The sequence below is a fragment of the Actinocrinis sp. genome, from assembly GCF_035938995.1.
Classification (GTDB): domain Bacteria; phylum Actinomycetota; class Actinomycetes; order Streptomycetales; family Catenulisporaceae; genus DASZGI01.
This window is the reverse complement of the sequence record NZ_DASZGI010000091.1, coordinates 1-17,802: the sequence shown is the minus strand read 5'-3', so window position 1 is coordinate 17,802 and position 17,802 is coordinate 1. Positions and strand designations below refer to the sequence as shown.

At 69.2% G+C, this 17,802-nt stretch carries 16 protein-coding genes; 8 read left to right on the top strand and 8 right to left on the bottom strand.

Annotated elements, in window-relative coordinates; genetic code table 11:
• Positions 1-16: 16 nt before the first annotated feature.
• From VGZ32_RS05895 to VGZ32_RS05880, 4 genes are all read right to left on the bottom strand, one after another.
• Positions 17-1,483, bottom strand: a complete 1,467-nt coding sequence (locus VGZ32_RS05895; RefSeq protein WP_326884804.1) for an FAD-dependent oxidoreductase — start codon at positions 1,481-1,483, stop codon at positions 17-19.
• A gap of 132 nt (positions 1,484-1,615) precedes the next feature.
• A complete protein-coding gene (locus VGZ32_RS05890; protein WP_326884803.1) occupies positions 1,616-2,698 on the bottom strand; it encodes an AI-2E family transporter in 1,083 nt (360 codons plus the stop codon).
• Positions 2,699-2,908: 210 nt separating this feature from the next.
• Complete coding sequence (locus VGZ32_RS05885; RefSeq protein ID WP_349263501.1) at positions 2,909-3,211, bottom strand: co-chaperone GroES; 303 nt, start codon at positions 3,209-3,211, stop codon at positions 2,909-2,911.
• Positions 3,212-3,383: 172 nt separating this feature from the next.
• Positions 3,384-3,839, bottom strand: coding sequence for a DUF3618 domain-containing protein (locus VGZ32_RS05880; protein WP_326884801.1), 456 nt, complete (start codon positions 3,837-3,839; stop codon positions 3,384-3,386).
• A gap of 205 nt (positions 3,840-4,044) precedes the next feature.
• On the opposite strand from VGZ32_RS05880, the gene bcp reads away from it, so the two are divergent.
• Together bcp and VGZ32_RS05870 are read left to right on the top strand one after the other, a co-directional pair.
• Entirely contained in the window at positions 4,045-4,515 is a 471-nt protein-coding gene (bcp, locus tag VGZ32_RS05875) for a thioredoxin-dependent thiol peroxidase (RefSeq protein WP_326884800.1), read from the top strand.
• Positions 4,516-4,698: 183 nt separating this feature from the next.
• Entirely contained in the window at positions 4,699-5,502 is an 804-nt protein-coding gene (locus VGZ32_RS05870) for an AIM24 family protein (protein ID WP_326884799.1), read from the top strand.
• A 120-nt stretch (positions 5,503-5,622) separates the two neighbouring features.
• On the opposite strand, the gene VGZ32_RS05865 is transcribed toward VGZ32_RS05870, so the two are convergent.
• The 4 genes from VGZ32_RS05865 to VGZ32_RS05850 form a co-directional block, all read right to left on the bottom strand.
• Positions 5,623-6,741 (bottom strand): hypothetical protein, encoded by a 1,119-nt coding sequence (locus tag VGZ32_RS05865; RefSeq protein WP_326884798.1) that lies wholly within the window; start codon positions 6,739-6,741, stop codon positions 5,623-5,625.
• Positions 6,722-7,309, bottom strand: a complete 588-nt coding sequence (locus VGZ32_RS05860; protein WP_326884797.1) for a DUF6114 domain-containing protein — start codon at positions 7,307-7,309, stop codon at positions 6,722-6,724. The genes VGZ32_RS05865 and VGZ32_RS05860 overlap by 20 nt, the downstream gene beginning before the upstream one ends.
• Before the next feature lie 112 nt (positions 7,310-7,421).
• Positions 7,422-8,045 (bottom strand): DUF6230 family protein, encoded by a 624-nt coding sequence (locus VGZ32_RS05855; protein WP_326884796.1) that lies wholly within the window; start codon positions 8,043-8,045, stop codon positions 7,422-7,424.
• Positions 8,046-8,491: 446 nt separating this feature from the next.
• Positions 8,492-9,439, bottom strand: a complete 948-nt coding sequence (locus VGZ32_RS05850; protein ID WP_326884795.1) for a tetratricopeptide repeat protein — start codon at positions 9,437-9,439, stop codon at positions 8,492-8,494.
• Between the two features lie 399 nt (positions 9,440-9,838).
• On the opposite strand from VGZ32_RS05850, the gene VGZ32_RS05845 reads away from it, so the two are divergent.
• The 6 genes from VGZ32_RS05845 to VGZ32_RS05820 all read left to right on the top strand — a co-directional run bounded on the left by VGZ32_RS05845 (position 9,839) and on the right by VGZ32_RS05820 (position 17,331).
• On the top strand, positions 9,839-10,483 hold the full coding sequence (locus tag VGZ32_RS05845; protein WP_326884793.1) for a TetR/AcrR family transcriptional regulator: 645 nt from the start codon (positions 9,839-9,841) through the stop codon (positions 10,481-10,483).
• A 588-nt stretch (positions 10,484-11,071) separates the two neighbouring features.
• Positions 11,072-12,061: an ABC transporter permease gene (locus VGZ32_RS05840; RefSeq protein ID WP_349263499.1), complete on the top strand. Its 990-nt coding sequence runs from the start codon at positions 11,072-11,074 to the stop codon at positions 12,059-12,061.
• Between the two features lie 66 nt (positions 12,062-12,127).
• Positions 12,128-13,921 (top strand): ABC transporter substrate-binding protein, encoded by a 1,794-nt coding sequence (locus VGZ32_RS05835; RefSeq protein ID WP_326884790.1) that lies wholly within the window; start codon positions 12,128-12,130, stop codon positions 13,919-13,921.
• A gap of 188 nt (positions 13,922-14,109) precedes the next feature.
• The gene (locus VGZ32_RS05830; RefSeq protein ID WP_326884789.1) at positions 14,110-15,108 is read left to right on the top strand and encodes an ABC transporter permease; all 999 of its coding nucleotides are present in this window, start codon (positions 14,110-14,112) and stop codon (positions 15,106-15,108) included.
• Between the two features lie 17 nt (positions 15,109-15,125).
• On the top strand, positions 15,126-16,244 hold the full coding sequence (locus VGZ32_RS05825) for an ABC transporter ATP-binding protein (protein WP_414642486.1): 1,119 nt from the start codon (positions 15,126-15,128) through the stop codon (positions 16,242-16,244).
• 52 nt (positions 16,245-16,296) lie between these two features.
• Complete coding sequence (locus tag VGZ32_RS05820) at positions 16,297-17,331, top strand: dipeptide ABC transporter ATP-binding protein (protein WP_326884787.1); 1,035 nt, start codon at positions 16,297-16,299, stop codon at positions 17,329-17,331.
• Positions 17,332-17,802 lie beyond the last annotated feature (471 nt).

The following is a 17,802-nucleotide window of genomic DNA, read 5'->3' as shown; positions in this document are numbered from 1 at the left end:
GCTGGCGGTCCGATAATCAGGTTTCGACGATGTGGTGGGTGAACCGTTCGCGGGCCGCCGACCAGTGGCCGTGGTCGAACTCGCCGGTGCCGAGGGAGTCCGCGGCCTCGTAGCCCATCACCATCGCGTGGTGGGTGTTGTCCGGGGTGAACAGTCCGTGGCGGCCGAAGGTGGTCACGTTGCCGAGGCCCTCGACCCACTGTTCGAGCACGGTCAGGTGCTCCCGGTACCCGCGCTGGTACACCGGGTACACGTTGCGCAGGCGCTTGACCTGCACCCACTCCAGGCTCAGCGGGGGCAGGCCGGTGCGCCGCACCGCCTCGCCGATCACCTCGGCCAGCTCGCTGTCGCTCGCGTTCCAGATCTCGTCGCCGACGTCGCAGGGCAGCTCGAAGCAGACCACCGACCGGTCCTCGGGGTCCTCGGGGTTGATCCGGTGGTTCGTCGGCTCGGAGATCCGGCTGACCGGCGTGTCGGGGCCCGGGATGTAGTGCACGTCGTGTTTCGTCCAGCGGCCGCCCCTGTGCACCGCGTACACCAGCACGATCGCTCTGAACCGCAGGTTCCCGCTCGCCTCCACCGCCTCGTAGGGGGCGCCGGGCGAGGTCATCCGAGCCAGCAGCGGCAGCGGGAGGGTGGAGAACACGTGTGCGGTGCGGATCCAGCCGCTCTCGCTCCAGTGGTCGTTGCCCGACCAGCCGCCGCGCTCGGCCGCCGCCGAGTGGTACTCGGAACGGCCCAGCCGCACCGCGATGTCCGTCTCGCCCACGTCCAGCCGCTCGACCACCGCGCCGAGGCGCAGCCGGGCGCCCGCCGTCACCGCGGCGTCCGCCAGGGTTTCGCACAACTGCCCGAAGCCGCGGCGCGGATAGAGATACGCGAGCGACTCGTTGGACATCGCGCTGCGGACGGACCGGACCAGTGCCGCGAGCGCGGTCGGCGCGCCCGCCTTGCGCCGGGCCTGGTCGCCGTCGAGCTCCTCGCCTGAGATGCCCCAGAGCTTGCGCGCGTAGGGCGAGTAGACCTGTTCGTAGAGCGTCGGGCCGAAGCCGGCGCGCATCAGTTCGGCATACGTTTCAGGATGCTGCGGCGCCTTGGACCGCCGCCACGGGGTGGAGATGGCCTCGAAGGCGGCGCGGGCCATGGGCACCGCCGGCATCGCCCGAGCCAGTTCGCGCGGCTTGAACGGATACGCTATCCACTTCTCGCCGAGCAGCAGCCGACCGTCCCGGTAGCGGGTCTGCAGGTCGGCCCCGAGCAGATAGCGCAGATCGGCCAGCACGTACCCGGGCATGTCCGGGTTGAGGCGGTGGCTTCCGTAGTCCACCCGCACCCCGGCCACGTCGAAGGAGGCTGCCATGCCGCCGACGGCCTCGGCGCGGTCCAGGATGACGACCGACAGTCCGCGGCGGGCGGCCCGCCACGCGGCCGCGAGCCCGGACGGCCCGGCGCCGAGGACCACGAGATCTGTGCTGCTATTCAAGGTGGCCGCTACTCATTTTCAGGTGGACTGTCGATGGCGCTCTAAGAGTAATGCGCCTATGGCGTCACTGTACGCGTAGTCACTCGTACGGGACGCTCTGCTGATGGGCGTCATCGAGGGTTGTCGAAACAATCATCGGCGTTCGAGCCGGGGAATCAGGACCTCGACGGTGATCAGTTTAAGCGCCGCGGCGGTCGGGATCGCGACCAAGGCGCCGATGATGCCGAGCAGCGAGCCGCCGATCAGGACGGCGACGACGGTGACCACCGGCGGGACGTCCACCGCGTGCCGCATGACATTGGGCAGCAGCAGGTAGTCCTCAGTCAGCCGGAAGCCGATGTAGAACGCGAGTGTGGCGAGGGCGACCGGCAGCGACACGGTCAGCGCGACCAGCGTGACGATCGCGCCGCCGATGGTGGAGCCGATCACCGGGATCATGTCCATCAGCGCGACCATGAGGCCGAGCGCCGCGGGGTACTGGACGCCCCAGGCGAGCGTCCAGATCCAGGTGGCGGTTCCGGCGATGGAGGCGTTGAGCACGGAGCCGAGCATGTACCGGCCGACCTGCGTGAGGATCTCGTCGCCGAGCGAGCGGACCCGGTCCCGGCGGGAGGCCGGCACGGTGCGGTAGGCCACCGCGACGATGCCCGGCAGCCCGGCCAGGAAGTAAATCGTCAGCGACACCACCGCGAGCGTCGAGGTGAGCCAGGACAGCACGTACTTGCCGGCGCCGAGGATCCCGGTGACCGCGCTGGTGCCGATCCCGCGTGCGGACAGCGCCGACTGCACCTTCGAGACCACGTGGTACTTGGCCTCGATCCGGCCGAGGAAGGTGGACTTGTCCTGGATCTCCTGCAGCACGTGCGGAATGGCGCGGATCAGTTGGGTGACTTCGTTCGCCACCGGCGGCACGATCACGGCGAGGAACCCGGCGACCAAGCCCGCCACGCCGAGCCCGACGACGAGCACCGCGGGGCCTCGGCGCATGGGAACGCGGCGCTGCTCGGTCAGCGCGGTGACGATCGGGTTGAGCGAGACGGCGAGGAAGGCGGAGAGCAGGACCACCGTCAGCACCGACTCCGCGTGGGCGATCACCCGCACCAGGAAGTAAGCCGACAGCGCCCCGGCGGCCAGCCCGAACGCCCAGGTGAAATAGGAGCCGGGCGCGGTGAGCGTCAGCGTGATCGGCGCGCCCGGCCGGCCGCGTTCGTCCACGGCATCGACGGAGTCGGACGGTTCCTGCGCCGCCCCGATTCCATCCTGTTCCGTGGCGAAGCTTCCGTCTGTCGCACGGTTATTAAGAGGTGTGGCGGCAGGCTCAGCCCCGTCGACGGCCGTGGGCCGCGCCCGGTCATCCGCGCTCACCCCCGCTTGCCCCCTGTCGCTTCCGAGGCTCCGTCAGATCAATGCCCTGCCAACGAGCCGCTACAGGTAGAGCCCGGTCGCGCCGTCCGTGTCGCCGAGCCGCTCGGCCGCCACCGCGTGGATGTCGCGCTCGCGCAGCAGCACGTATTCGACCCCGCGCACCTCGACCTCGGCCCGCTCGTCCGGGTCGTAGAGGACCCGGTCGCCCGCTTCCACCGTTCGCACGTTCTGCCCGACCGCCACCACTTGCGCCCACGCGAGCCGGTGCGAGACCTGGGCCGTCGCCGGGATCAGGATGCCTCCGCTGGACCGGCGCTCGCCCTCGGCGCCGTCGGCCCGGACCAGGACGCGGTCGTGCAACATCTTGATCGGCAGCTTGTCCAGCGCGGCGGCGGATGACGCGGCGGCGGACCTGGTCAGAGCGGTCGTTGCGGCGTCTGGCGCGGCCTTGGCGGCATCGGTGGATTTGGTGGTGGGACTCACGCGTTGACGGTATCGCATCGGCCGGATTCCCGGACTCGACGTGTACTGGGTATCAGTGGTTCCGCGAGCGCAGGCTACGCAGCGCCATCAGGGCCGCGAGCATCGCCGCGGCGCCGCCCGCGGCGACGGCCACCCGGCCCACGCGCACCTTGCCGGTCTCGACGTCCACGAACTGGGCCTTGACGACGCGGCCGCCGCTGCGCGCCATGTTGCGGGGAGTGAGGCGGTCGGAGAGCTCGTCGAGGGTCGCGGCCAGATGCTCGCGGGTGCGGTCGATCTCGGCCTCGATCTCGGCAGGCGACCTCATGTCCTTGACATGCGCTCCGGCGCCGTCGAGCCGCACCCCGGTGATGGCGCCGTCGGGGGTCATGACGAGGACCGGCTTCGCGCCAGCGGTTCCCTTGCGCGCCTCCTTCCGGTCGACCGGGCCGGCCGCGCTCCGCTCGAGGTCGCCAGGCGCGGGCGACCCGTTCCGCAAGGCCGGGTCGGACAGCGGTTTGTCGGTCATGGTGTTCCCCTTCTGTCGAGCCGCGCCTATGAGCCCGGTGAGATGGTCCTACCCGGTTTAGCGGTCGCCGCGCGGATGAACGAAGCCGGATCAGCCATCCGGCCGAGCGCGTCGGTGCACTCTCGTACGCTTGGATTCGAAGCCGGTCGCTCCGGCTTCCGGCCGCACGCCGAGCCGCTGCCCCCACGAGACCGAGGACGACGAAGTGCCAGAGAAACTCGAGCCGGGCGCCGTCGCGCCGCAGTTCACCCTCCCGGACGCCGACGGCAAGCCGGTGTCGCTGTCCGATTACGCGGGGCGGAAGGTCATCGTCTACGTCTACCCGGCCGCGATGACGCCCGGGTGTACGAAGCAGGCGTGCGACTTCCGCGACTCGCTCCAGTCGCTGGTCTCGGCCGGGTTCGCGGTGCTGGGGCTCTCCCCGGACAAGCCGGAGAAGCTGGCCAAGTTCCGTGAGCGCGACAGCCTGAACTTCCCGCTGCTGTCCGACCCGGAGAAGGCGACCCTTGAGGCATACGGTGCCTACGGCGAGAAGAAGCTGTACGGCAAGACGGTGACCGGTGTGATCCGTTCGACCTTCGTGATCGACGAGACGGGCAAGATCGAGCGCGCGATGTACAACGTCAAGGCGACCGGCCACGTCGCGAAGCTGCGCAAGGATCTCGGCCTGGACTGAGCCCTGCCCTCCCGGCCGGTGCCCGCAACGCGCCGGGGCTCTATGCTCACAACCGCGCGAGTGTCATGAGCCGGAGTTCTGAGCCGCAGGTTCGAGGGCTGCCGGGCCGTGAGCCCACCGCGCGACGGCATGCCGTGTGGGAGCACGCGGCCAGATTCTTCACCTCACAGGGGGGAACCGCGCATGACGGCGCAGGTCGGCTTGCTGCCCTCGCACGTGACCCAGGGCCAGGGGCCCGGCGTCGCGTTCCGGATCGAGGGCCAGATCGTCCCGGTGCTGCACCTGGCGATGAACGGCCAGGTCCCGGTCTACTTCGAGCACCACGTCGTGCTGTGGAAGCAGCCGCAGGTGGATGTCCAGTTGATGAAGCTGAAGGGCGCCTTCAAGCGGGTGATCGGCGGAATGCCGATCTTCATGACCCAGGCGGTGGGCTTCGGCGAGATCGCGTTCTCCCGCGACTCGGCCGGGCAGGTCTTCCCGCTCAACGTCCCGCACGGCACCCAGATCCTGGTCCGCGAGCACCAGTTCCTGGCCGCGACCGCGAACCTGGCCTACGACTTCGAGCGGGTGCGCGGCATCGGCTCCATGCTGTTCGGCGGCCAGGGCTTCTGGCAGGACCGTTTCGACGCCACCCAGGGCGACGGGCTGCTGTGGCTGCACGCGCACGGCAACGCCTTCGAGGTCGTGCTGCAGCCGGGCGAGGTCATCGACGTGGAGCCCGGCTCGTGGATCTACCGGGACACGTCGGTCGGCTACCAGCAGCAGGTGTTCGGCCTGAAGACCGGCATCCTCGGCGGCGGCGGGAACCTGGTGTTCAACCGGTTCACCGGACCCGGACGCGTCGGCCTCCAGTCAGGCTACTACAACCCGAGCGGCGCGGAGACCGGCGCGGCGGCGGGGGCGGCGATCGGCGGCGTGCGCGGCGGCGTGGGCGGCGCGGTGGCCGGTGGCCTGCTCGGCGGGCTCCTCGGCGGCGGTGGCAGCTGAACTTCTCGTCGCCCGATCGCGACGGATGACACGAGAGCGGCCCGGACGCCATTGTCCGGGCCGCTCCGCCGTGCTGTCGGTGAGCCTGCGCTGCTGGCTGACGAGTCTTGGCGAGCCCGCTCAGTTCCCGTGGCCGTTGAAGCCGGGGATCACGATGGACTGCGTGCTGAGGAAGGCGTTGTCCGCCTCCACGCTGGTGAACAGGAGCGGGATCGGGATGGTCAGCCCCACGGGCAGCGGCGGCGGCGAACTCGGGGTGTAGTCCACGGGGATCAGGCCGAGCAGGTTCGCCTTGAGCTCGGTCGTCCAGAGGTGCACGTTCTCGAGCGTCACCGTCTGGTTCTGGCCGCCGTCGACGTACTGGAGCTTCCCGCCGCCCTGCTGCGAGAACGTGATCATGCTGACCAGCGTGACCTTCGAGGCGGTGAAGTCGAGGACCTGTAGCGAGCCGCCGCCGACCGTGTTGATCGTGGTGGTCCCGTTGTACGTCAGGTTGTACTGGGTCATCGACGGGGTGGACAGGTGCCATGGGACCTGGGCCGCGACGTTGCCGCCCGAGGTGGCCGCGTCCCGCTTGACCGCGGAGCTCGGCACGCAGTTCGGCGAGCCGGTCGAGGTCTGGGTGGTCGGACTCGGCACGGCGAGCGCCGGGGCCTTGCTGCCCGTCGTGATCTTCGGCAGCACGACCGGCTTCGAGCCCGTCGTCTGGACGGATGCCGCGCCGACGTTCGATCCGGAGTGGGCGTTGGCGGCGCCGAGCACGGCCGCGGCAGGCGCGTGCGGCAGCTGCGCCGCGCCGAAGATCCACGTCCACACGCCGTTCAGCCAGCCCCAGAACCCGCCGCTCGACGACGGGCTCGACGCGCTCGGACTGGGAGTCGGGGTCGCCGGGCCGCCCCCGTTCGGTGCGTTCGCCGCGCCCGTGCCGCCCGACGCGGACGGCGAGGCCGACGCGCTGGGGGAGGAGGCGCCGGGACTGGGAGTCGAACCGGCGGTCTTCTTCGTGACGGCCTTGGCCGAAGAGCCCGTCGTCGACGGGGTCGGGGAGGCCGAGGCGCTGGTACGCGCCGCGGTGGTGCTGCCGCAGACGGTCGGGAACGGCAAGGGGGTGGTCGGGCCCGCGGCGAGCGCCGGGGCGGCCAGCGCGACAGCCCCGATCACCCCCGCCGCGGCGATCGGTGCCGCAATCGCCACCAGGACGGTGCGGCGGCCGAGCGCATCAGATCTGCGACTCGGCACTGCCGTCCTCCTTCTCCGCGTCCTGCCGGTGCGTGAGCTCGGCCTCGGCGGCTTCGAAGGTCTCGGTGGTCGAATCGCCCGACGGCCCCTCGGCGAACAGGGGCTCGGTCGGTGCCTGCTGGGCGCGCCGGTGCCGCTCGCCCCAGGTCGGCGCGGTCCACCCGGGCCGCGGGGTCCAGGCCACCGCCAGCCCGCCGCCGACGAGCGCGAGCAGGGTGCCGATGACGAACCCGCCGATGTTGATGGTCGGCAGCGCTATCAGGCCGAGCAGGATCGCGGCGATCCCGGCGAACATGCGGTACATGGGGGCGAACCACACGGTCAGCCCGAAGACGATCAGCAGGGTGCCGACGAACACGGCGGAGAATCCGGCGATGCCTTCGTGGATCATCACACCGATCGACGAGTACGGCGCCGCCCAGATCTCGATGCCGGACAGGAGGATGAGCAGTCCGCTTGGGAACGGCCGAGCCTTGCGCCAGTGGCGGAACGCGCGGTAGGCGCGCACCACAGCGGGTGGCCGGTGCGCTCCGTCGGACGAGGTGTTCTCCAGGATTTGCGTGGTCATCGCTGCTGCTCCAGTAAGGAAGCGGCGGGTGTGGGAGGAATCCCCCACACCCGCGCTTCGGCGGTTTCGGACGCTACTGGGCGACTACTTGCTTAACTGCTTACTTAAGGACTTAGAAGCAGTCGTGGTCGCCGAGCGACAGGCCCATCGACATGTCGTGCAGCGAGAATGTGCCCGCATTTGTCGAGTTCGCGACCTGCGTGATGTTCGTCAGCGTGGCGGAGTCCGCCTGCTGGCCGAACAGGCCCGCGGTGCCGACCGCGCCCTGGGCGCTGCCGGAGAGGGTCGAGGCGTCCTGACCGATGTTGATGTTGTTGAACACGGCGGAGGTGGCGTTGAGCTGCTGCATGTCGATCACCAGGTCGGTGGCGGTCACCGGGGTGCCCGCGCCGCCGGCCTTGATGGTGAGCGTGACATCGCCGATGACCGGCAGCGTGGTCACGACCGACTGGCACAGGTTGGTGATGCTGGCCGACTTGAACGCCGACACCGCCGCGGCGAACGGCGAGCCGTCCGCGTGCTTGTCGACCACGCCGTAGTTCACGAAGCCGGTGCCGGACAGCTGGTCGGCCTTCAGCTTGAACTGCTGGCCGGAGACCGCGAACGAGGCGGCGATCGCGCCGTTCGCCATGGCGACGGTCAGAGCGCCCGCGAGCACGACTGTCGGCACCATCACGATGCCGAGCCGTTTCCACGACGTGCGCCCGAGGACCGGGGCGCCGGAGGTGTCCTTCAAGTCCACTCCTGAAACGTTGCGCGGCGCCGGGGCGTCCGGCCCGCGGCGGGAAACCGAGGGACCGCGCGGACCCGGGACGGGGTGCCCCGCGCGGCGAAAGCTGTAGCGGAACGCGCCGCGGACGGGGGGCTGCCCGCGACGCCGGCCCGGTGGGGAACCGCCTGGCATCCATGGCATCGGACGCTCGGCGGACCGGGTAGGCCCGATCGTGCTGGACACCCGCGCGTAACACAAGGGGCTCGTTACCGACCAGTAACCAAGGGGGGTATCCCCGTCGCGGGCAACAAAACCCCCCGGGGTATGCGGCCACTGCGCGTGATCAGGGAAGTCGCAGCATATCGGCGGATTCCCGGGTCAATGCGGCACGATGCGATTACGCCGAGTGAGGAGATTCGGCGGCGTGCGCGATGGTAAAGAGTGAGTAATGGACTCTGTGGGGAGGAACATTAGAACAGTAGTGAAGTGAGCCTGCCGCGTGCCTTGGCGACACGCGGATCCTGCGGCCCCAGCAGTTCGAAGTAGTCCAGGAGGAGGGTGCGCGCCTTGTCCCGCTCCTCGCCGCTGAAGTCACGCACCGTGTCGAGTAGCAGCGTGAGCGCGGTCTCCGCGTCTCCGGTGGCCATCACGGCGTCCGCGGCAGCGGTTCGGACGTCGATGTTCGTCGGCTCGGCCTCGGCGCGGGCAACCGCCTGAGCTGGGTCGACGCCCGCGGTGCGGCGCATCAGCTCCACCTGGGCGAGCGCCGGCTTGGCCTCGGGGTGGCCCGGGTTCTGACTCAGCACGTTCTGCAGCGCGCGGGCCGCGCCGTCCAAGTCGCCGGATTCGATCGCGTCGTACGCGGCGGACAGCGCCGGATCCATGGGCGGCTCGGGCGACACCTGCCCCGCCGCAGCTCCCGGGGCCAGGCCGAACTCGCGTTCGGCCAGCGCAAGCAGCTCGGTGAGCCACTGCCGGACCTGAGCCTCCGGCTGGGCGCCGGCGAACTCGCCGATCAGCTCGCCGCCGACGATGGCCTTCACCGACGGGATGCCCTGCACCCGCAGCGCCTGGACCAGACGCGGGCTGGCCTCGGCGTCCACGCGGGCCAGCAGGAAGGCGCCGCCGAACTCGTCGGCCAGCTTCTCCAGCGTCGTGCTGAGCTGTGTGCTCTGCTCGGACCAGCTCGCGCCGAGCATCAGCACGACGGGAGTCTGGAGCGAGCGCTCGAGCACCGCGGTCTGGAAGTCCGTCTCGGTCACGTCGATCACGGCGGAGCCCTCGCCGGAGGCCCCGGGGCCGGTCGCGGAGCCGGGCGCCGCGACCGCTTCCGCAGCGGGACGGGTGGCGGCCGGTGCCGACGGCTGCTTCAGCGCCGAGAGGTCCACCACGCCGGACATCGAGAACGAAGGTCGCATGAATCCATTCTCACATCCCCGCGGCGGTCGGCGGCGCGCCAGTGCGCTGTCATGCCGCTGGCGTCTGACTGGACGTCTTAGGAGTCGGCGTTAGGAGCCGGCGCCCCTGCCCCGTCCGCCCGCCGGCTTCGGTGAACCTGCGTTCTGAGGCGATCATCTGATAAGACGACAGACCTGAGGTTCAATGTCCGACAGTTCAGTGTCCGACAGCTCAATGCCCGACAACGGCAACAGGCACTGGATCGGCGAGCTCCGCGCGCCCGGTCCCCACCGTGCGCGTCCCTCGGTTCGGCCAGTCCAGTGCCATTGCCGCACATGATTCGTACCGGGGAGTGGACGACTTCCGATACGAGTCGTAGCGTAGCGGAATCCAGCGACGCACGGAAAGGTGGGCGCAGCGTGGCGCCGGTCACTCATGCCGAGGACGGCACGCAGGTCGGCGGGGCGCACGACGAGGCGCCGGGCGCGGGCAACCGCCCGCCCGGCCGGCCCCGTTCCGCGGACGCCGATGCCGCGATCCTCGCCGCCGCCCGGGAGCTGCTCGCCGAGCGCGGCTGGGACGCGATGACGGTCGGCGACGTGGCCGCCCGCGCGGGAGTGGCGAAGTCCACGCTCTACCGGCGCTGGCCCGGGAAGGCCGAGCTGGTCGTGGACGCCATGGCGCAGGTGTTCGACTGGCTCACGCCGATCGACGCCGGCTCGGTGCGCGCCGATGCCGAGGCCGTGATCAGGAAGCTGGTCGCGCTGTGGAGCAGGCCGGAGGCGCAGGCCGCCTTCCTCGCCCTGGCCGCGCAGTCCGCGCGCGACCCGGTCCTGCGCGCGGCCGTCCGGGAGAAGATCATCGACCGGCAGCGGCGGCTGGTGCACGCGAGCGCCGCCATGGCCGCCGCGCGCGGTGAGAAGGTGCGGATCGGCGATCCCGAGTTGCTGTTCGACGTGATCGCGGGCACGGTGGTGCAGCGCCTGCTGATCGAGGGCGAGCCGCTCGACGAGGGATATCTGCGGCGATTCCTCGATCTGCTCGGCGCGGCGTTGCACTGCTGATCCGACGATTAATCGAATCGGCTGATTATCTTTCGGCTACGTACGCGGCCGTCGCGGGCCTCGGACGCCCCTACATCACCCCGGCGCAATTCAGGCGCGCGCGATTCCCACTCGAGTGCAAATCGAAACCTCCATGGTATGTACCCGGCGTCTCGGGATGCGGACTCTTGCGCTAATGTGTTTCCGTCGGCCGGAAACCCTCGAATCAATCTCCTGGCTCATGGGGTGGATTCACCCGGGATCGGCCGGGCTGACCGGAAGATCTGCCGTGCGCGCCGTTGATGCCCGTAATCGCAGGATAAGATCCGAACGGTACGGATCCCCCCGGTCACTGCCCGTAAATACGGAAAACGGCGTGATGGCCGACTGATCACGGTTGTGCAACAGAGCGCTCCGACCTCTTCCTTCGATCGCGGGTTTGAGGGAGGGTCCTCTCCTGGCGGGGCCTACCGAGGCTGCCGCCGGAGAGAAACACCGCACACGTCGGCGGTGGGCCACCGCCGGTGTCCGCAGCCCCACCGGGCCGCGTCGAAACCGGTGTGGAACGCCGTCCCGCCGAGTTTTTTGTGAGGACGCGACGCGATGACGATGATCACGGCAGCGGACGACGGGACGTTCAGCCCGGCGCCCGAGACCGGGTCGGCGGAGGCCAAGGCGATCGAGGGCCGCTCCCTCGGCCGCATCGCCTGGAACCGCCTGAAGAAGGACAAGGTCGCCATGGCGGGCGGCGTGACCGTCGTCCTGCTGATCCTCGTCGCGCTCCTCGCGCCGGTGCTCACCGGCATCGAGAACCAGGACCCCTTCTCGCTGCACACCAAGCTGATCGACGCCAACTACTCCACCCCGTTCGGCGGGATGGGCGGCATCAGCGGCTCGCACTGGCTCGGCGTCGACCTGCCCAATGGCCGGGACCTGTTCGCCCGGGTTGTCTACGGGGCCCGCTACTCGCTCGGCATCGCCGGCCTGTCCACCGTGGTCGCCATCGTCATCGGCGTGGTGCTCGGCATGGTCGCCGGCTACTTCGGCGGCTGGGTCGACGCGGTCATCGCGCGGACCATGGACGTGCTGCTGGCCTTCCCGCTGCTGCTGTTCGCCATCTCGATCCTGGGTGTCATCCCGAACAACGCGTTCGGCCTGTCCGGCAACGGGCTGCGCATCACCATCCTGGTGATCATCATCGGATTCTTCTCCTGGCCGTACATCGGCCGCATCGTGCGCGGCCAGACCCTGGCGCTGCGCGAGCGCGAGTTCGTCGACGCGGCCCGCTCGCTCGGCGCCTCCTCCGGGCGGATCATCTTCCGGGAGATCCTGCCGAACCTGGTGGCGCCGATCCTGGTCTACGCGACGCTGCTCATCCCGGTGAACATCCTGTTCGAGGCGGCCCTCTCGTTCCTCGGCGTCGGCATGCGCGAGCCCACCCCGTCCTGGGGCTCGATGATCAACGCGGCGATCAGCACCTTCCAGATCGACCCCGAGTTCCTGATCGTGCCGGGAACCGCCATCTTCATCACCGTGCTGGCGTTCAACCTGCTCGGTGATGGGCTTCGCGACGCCTTCGACCCAAAGGGCTCGCGATAGACATCCGCACCCCCGCGGCCACCACCGCACCTCTCCAACACGCTCAGTAAGGGGAACCCAGCAATCATGCGGAAGAGCAAACTCTTCGCTACCGCGGCGGGCACTGTGGCGCTGGCCACCGTGGCAGCCGCCTGTAGTAATTCCTCAGGGTCGTCGGGCAACACCTCGACGAGCAGTTTCAACGCTGGCCTCAGCAGCGTGGTGAACGCCTCCAGCCACCAAGGCGGCACGCTCCGCCTGGCGCAGAGCCAGGACTGGGACTCCCCTGACACGGGCAATACCTACTACGCGTACTCGTGGGACTTCCTGCGCCTCTACTCGCGCTCGCTGCTCACCTACGCGCAGAAGCCCGGCGCCGCCGGGCTCCAGCTGGTCCCGGACCTGGCCACCGACCTCGGCACGGTCAGCTCCGACGGCCTGACCTGGACGTTCCACATCCGCCAGGGCGTGAAGTTCCAGGACGGCACCCCCGTCACCTCCCAGGACGTCAAGTACGCGGTGGAGCGGTCGAACTGGGGCCAGGACACCCTGGTCAACGGCCCGGCCTACTTCCTGCAGTACGTCGAGGACACCACCAAGTACGCGGGTCCGTACAAGGACAAGAACCCCAACGACGGTGTCTCCGGCATCACCACCCCGGACAGCTCCACCATCGCGTTCAAGCTGACCCAGAAGTTCGCGGACTTCCCGTACCTGGCCGCGCTGCCCTCGACCGCCCCGGTCGAACGCTCGAAGGACACCGGCGCCAACTACGCCACCGGCTACCAGTCCACCGGGCAGTACGAGATCCAGAACTACACCCCGGGCAAGGGGATGACGCTGGTCCCGAACCCGCAGTTCGACGCGGCGACCGACCCCAACGGCATCCACAAGGTGACCGCCAGCAAGATCACCGTCCAGGTCAACGTCAACCAGGACCAGATCGACCAGGGACTGCTGCACGGCACCTATGACGTCGACCTGTCCGGCGTCGGCGTGGGCAACACCGCCCAGGCCCAGATCCTGGCCAGCCCCTCGCTCAAGGCCCAGGCGGACGACGGCTACAGCGGCGCGCTGACCTACATGACCATGAACACCCAGGTCCAGCCGTTCGACAACGTCGACTGCCGCAAGGCCGTCGAGTACGCCGTCGACAAGACCGCGGTGCAGGCCGCCCTCGGCGGCTCGATCGGCGGCGGCGACATCGCCTCCACCGTGATGCCCCCGAACCTGACCGGCTACCAGGCCTCGAACATCTACGCCACCCCGGGCAACCAGGGCGACGCCAACCAGGCCAAGGCCGAGCTGGCCAAGTGCAAGACGGCCGAGCCGGCCGCGTTCGACGCCAACGGCGGCTTCAGCGCCAACATCTCGGCGCGCGCAGAGCGGCCGAAGGAAGTCAACGCGGCGATCGCGATCCAGAACAGCCTGAAGGCGATCGGGATCAACGTCACCATCCAGAAGTTCACCGGCGGCAAGTACTTCTCCGACTTCGCCGGCAACCAGAACTACGCGAAGACCAACAAGATCGGCCTGTCGATGATGAAGTGGGGTGCGGACTGGCCCGACGGCTTCGGCTTCATGGACCAGACCGTCACCAAGGACGGCATCCACTCCGGCGGCGGCTCGTCCAACCTCGGCAACTACGACAGCCCGGTCGTCGACGGCCTGTTCGCCCAGGCCCTGGGCACCACCGACCCCAACACGCGGGCCGGCCTGTGGACCCAGATCGACAAGCAGGTCATGAGCGACGCCGCGATCGTTCCGCTGATCTACAACAAGTCGCTGATCTTCCACCCGGCCAACGTGACCAACTGGTACATCCAGAACTCGTTCGGCGAGCCGGACTTCTCGGTTCTGGGCACGACGAGCGGCAGCTGACGATCCGTTAGCTTCAGTCCCTCGGGACCGACGCCTCCAGGGCGGTCGGCCCGGCGCCAGCCGGGTCGGCCGCTCCCGGGCGCGGAGGTCCTCTCCCCGATACGCAAGACCATCCGCTCTTCACCCGAAGGCAGGTGTAGGCGACGGGCGCCGGCCCACCGACCGGCCCCCGACCGGCCGTACCGCATATGTTGACATTCATCGTTCGGCGCCTGCTCGCCACCGTGGGGCTCCTGCTCGTGGTCAGCCTGATCACGTTCTGGATCTTCTTCGTGCTGCCCGAGTGGGCCGGCCAGACCCCCGCGTCGCTGGCCTCCGAGTTCGTGGGCAAGCAGCAGAACCAGGCCGCCCTGCAAGCGGTGATCCACCGGTTCGGCTTCGACAAGCCGGTGCTCTTGCAGTACTTCGACTACGTCAAGAACATCTTCACGGGCACCTCGTACAGCGACGGCGTCAACACGGTGCAGTGCAACACACCCTGCTTCGGCTACTCCTTCCGCAACAGCCAGCAGGTCTGGCCGATGCTGACCCGGGCCTTCCCGGTCACCGCGTCGATCGCGATCGGCGCCGCGATCCTGTGGCTGATCTTCGGCGTCACCTCCGGCGTGATCTCCGCCGTGCGCAAGGGCTCGCTGGCCGACCGCGCCTCGATGATGCTCGCGCTGCTCGGCGTGGCGCTGCCGGCCTACTTCGTCGGCCCGCTGATCTCGATGCTGGACGGCTTCCCGGGCATCACCTACACCTCCATCACGGCCGACCCGGTGGCGTGGGCCCGCAATCTGTGGATTCCGTGGGTCGCCCTCGCCTTCGGCTACGCGGCCCTCTACGCGCGGTTGACCCGCGCCGGGATGCTCGACGCCCTGAGCGAGGACTTCGTACGCACCGCCCGCGCCAAGGGCCTCAGCGAGCGCAAGGTGATCTTCAAGCACGCGCTGCGCGCCGCGATCACCCCGATCATCACCATCTTCGGCATGGACCTGGGCGCGGTGATCGGTGGAGCGGTCCTGGTCGAGATCACGTTCTCGCTGCCGGGCCTCGGCCAGATGGCGATCATCCAGGGGATCAACCAGGACGACTTCCCCGTCGTCATGGGCGTCACGCTGGTCGCCGCGTTCTTCGTGATCATCGCCAACCTCGTGGTCGACCTGCTGTACTCCGTCGCGGATCCGCGGGTGAGGCTCGGATGAGCGGCCGTCACGGCAGGATGCAGGATCCGAACGAACCGCTGGGAGCAGGAACCGTGGTGGACGAGATCGCAGAGGTGCGGCCGACCCGCGCCGACGGCCAGGCCGCCTTTCTCGACGTGCGCGACCTCAAGGTCCATTTCGGCACCGAGGACGGCCTGGTCAAGTCGGTGGACGGGGTCAGCTTCCAGCTGGAGCGGGGCAGCACGCTCGGGATCGTGGGTGAGTCCGGCTCCGGCAAGTCGGTCACCTCGCTCGCGCTGCTCGGCCTGCACAAGCGGGCCGACCGCAAGGGCAAGGGCGGCGCGCGCATCTCCGGCGAGATCTGGCTGGACGGCGAGGACCTGGTCAACGCCTCGCCGCACCGGGTGCAGGAGCTTCGCGGCAACAAGATGGCGATGGTCTTCCAGGACCCGCTGTCGTCGATGCACCCCTATTACACGGTGGGCGCGCAGATCGCCGAGGCCTACCTCGTGCACAACAAGGTGCCCAGGGCGGTGGCGCGCAAGCGGGCCATCGAGTTCCTGGACCGCGTGGGCATCCCGCAGCCGCAGTCCCGGGTCGACGACTACCCGCACCAGTTCTCCGGCGGTATGCGCCAGCGCGCGATGATCGCCATGGCGCTGGTCTGCAACCCCCAGCTGCTGATCGCGGACGAGCCGACCACCGCGCTCGACGTGACGGTGCAGGCGCAGATCCTGGACCTGATGCGGGACCTGCAGCGCGAGTTCAACAGCGCCCTGATCATCATCACCCACGACCTGGGCGTGGTCGCCGAACTGGCGGACGACATCATGGTCATGTACGGCGGCAAGGCGGTGGAGTACGGCAGCGCCCGCACCGTGTTCACCGCGCCGGAGCATCCCTACACCTGGGGTCTGCTCGGCTCGATGCCACGGCTCGACAAGGCTGTTCAGGAGCGGCTGCTGCCCATCAAGGGCAGCCCGCCGTCGCTGATCAACGTGCCGTCCGGGTGCTCCTTCCACCCACGCTGCGCCTTCGTCGAGCGCACCGCGGGCGCGAGCAAGAACGTGGTGCCGGAGCTGATCGAGACGGGCAGCGGGCACCTGGTGCGCTGCCACATGCCGGCCGAGTTGCGCAAGCAGCTCTTCGCCGAGCAGATCGCTCCGCATCTGTGACCGCCCCGTCCGCCCCGAACGCCTTGAGACCACCCGCCACCTGGGAGCAGCAGTGAGCACCACCTCCTACGACGCCCGCCCGAAGGGCACCGAGACCGAGGTCCTTCTGTCGGTCACCGGCCTGCAGAAGCACTTCCCGATCCGGCGGGGTCTGCTGCGCCGGACCGTCGGCGCGGTCCAGGCGGTGGACGGGATCGACCTGACCGTCCGGTCCGGCGAGACGCTGGGCCTGGTGGGCGAGTCGGGCTGCGGCAAGTCCACCACCGGGCGGCTGCTGGCCCGGCTGCTCGAGCCGACCGGCGGCAAGATCGTGTTCGAGGGCAGAGACATCACGCACATGGGGCAGGGCGCGCTGCGGCCGCTGCGGCGCGACGTGCAGATGGTGTTCCAGGACCCGCAGTCCTCGCTCAACCCGCGGCACACGATCGGCAACATTGTGGCCGCGCCGTTCCACATCCAGGGGATCCAGACCGAGCACGGTGTCAAGCGGGCGGTGCAGGACCTGCTGGAGCTGGTCGGCCTCTCGCCGGAGCACTACAACCGGTACCCGCACGAGTTCTCCGGCGGCCAGCGCCAGCGGATCGGCATCGCCCGGGCGCTGGCGCTCAAGCCCAAGCTGATCGTCGCGGACGAGCCGGTCTCCGCGCTGGACGTGTCGATCCAGGCGCAGGTGGTGAACCTGTTCGAGGACATCCAGGCGGAGATGGGCCTGGCCTACGTGTTCATCGCGCACGACCTGTCCGTGGTGCGCCACATCTCGGACCGGGTCGCGGTGATGTACCTGGGCAAGGTCGTCGAGCTCGCGTCGCGCGACGACCTTTACAGCGCGCCGCTGCACCCGTACACCAACGCGCTGCTCTCGGCGGTCCCGATCCCCGACCCGACGCGCAAGGACGCAGCCAGCCGCGAGCGGATCCTGCTGACCGGCGACGTGCCCTCGCCGATCAACCCACCCTCCGGCTGCCGCTTCCGCACCCGTTGCTGGAAGGCCCAGGAGATCTGCACCACTACCGAGCCGCCGCTGATGGCGATCGCCTCCGCCGCGCCGGACCACCAGGTCGCGTGCCACTTCCCCGAAATCCGATAAGCCGAGACAGACGCGGGGGAGCGTCTGGCTCTGCCACGTTCCCCCGTATGACAGGCATATCGCGGCCCTGCAAGCGCGCCTCCGCATCGTTCGCGTAGCGGTTCGCACCGAACCGCTCGACCAATGAGGCCGTATGAACCTCGGCAGACTGTCATTCCTCGGGACCGCGGCGGCCGCTGCTTAGGGCGTCGGTGGCTGGATCGTGGCCCGCGACACCCGCTTACTTCCTTTGATCCCATCTGAACCCATCTGATCCCATCGCGCCCGTGCCCGGCAGCGCGACCAGGACGATGCGACCAGACCGAGCTGCGCCGGATGCGCGGACGAGTCACGGTTTAGGCCATCTCTACCGAGAAGCCCCACCCTCACTGGAGACTGGCTTGTTTCTCGAGAGGGGTCACCCGTGTGGCCCAGGACACATTACTGAACGGTAGTTTGGTTGCTGGAAACCCGTATCATCGCGTGCAGGGG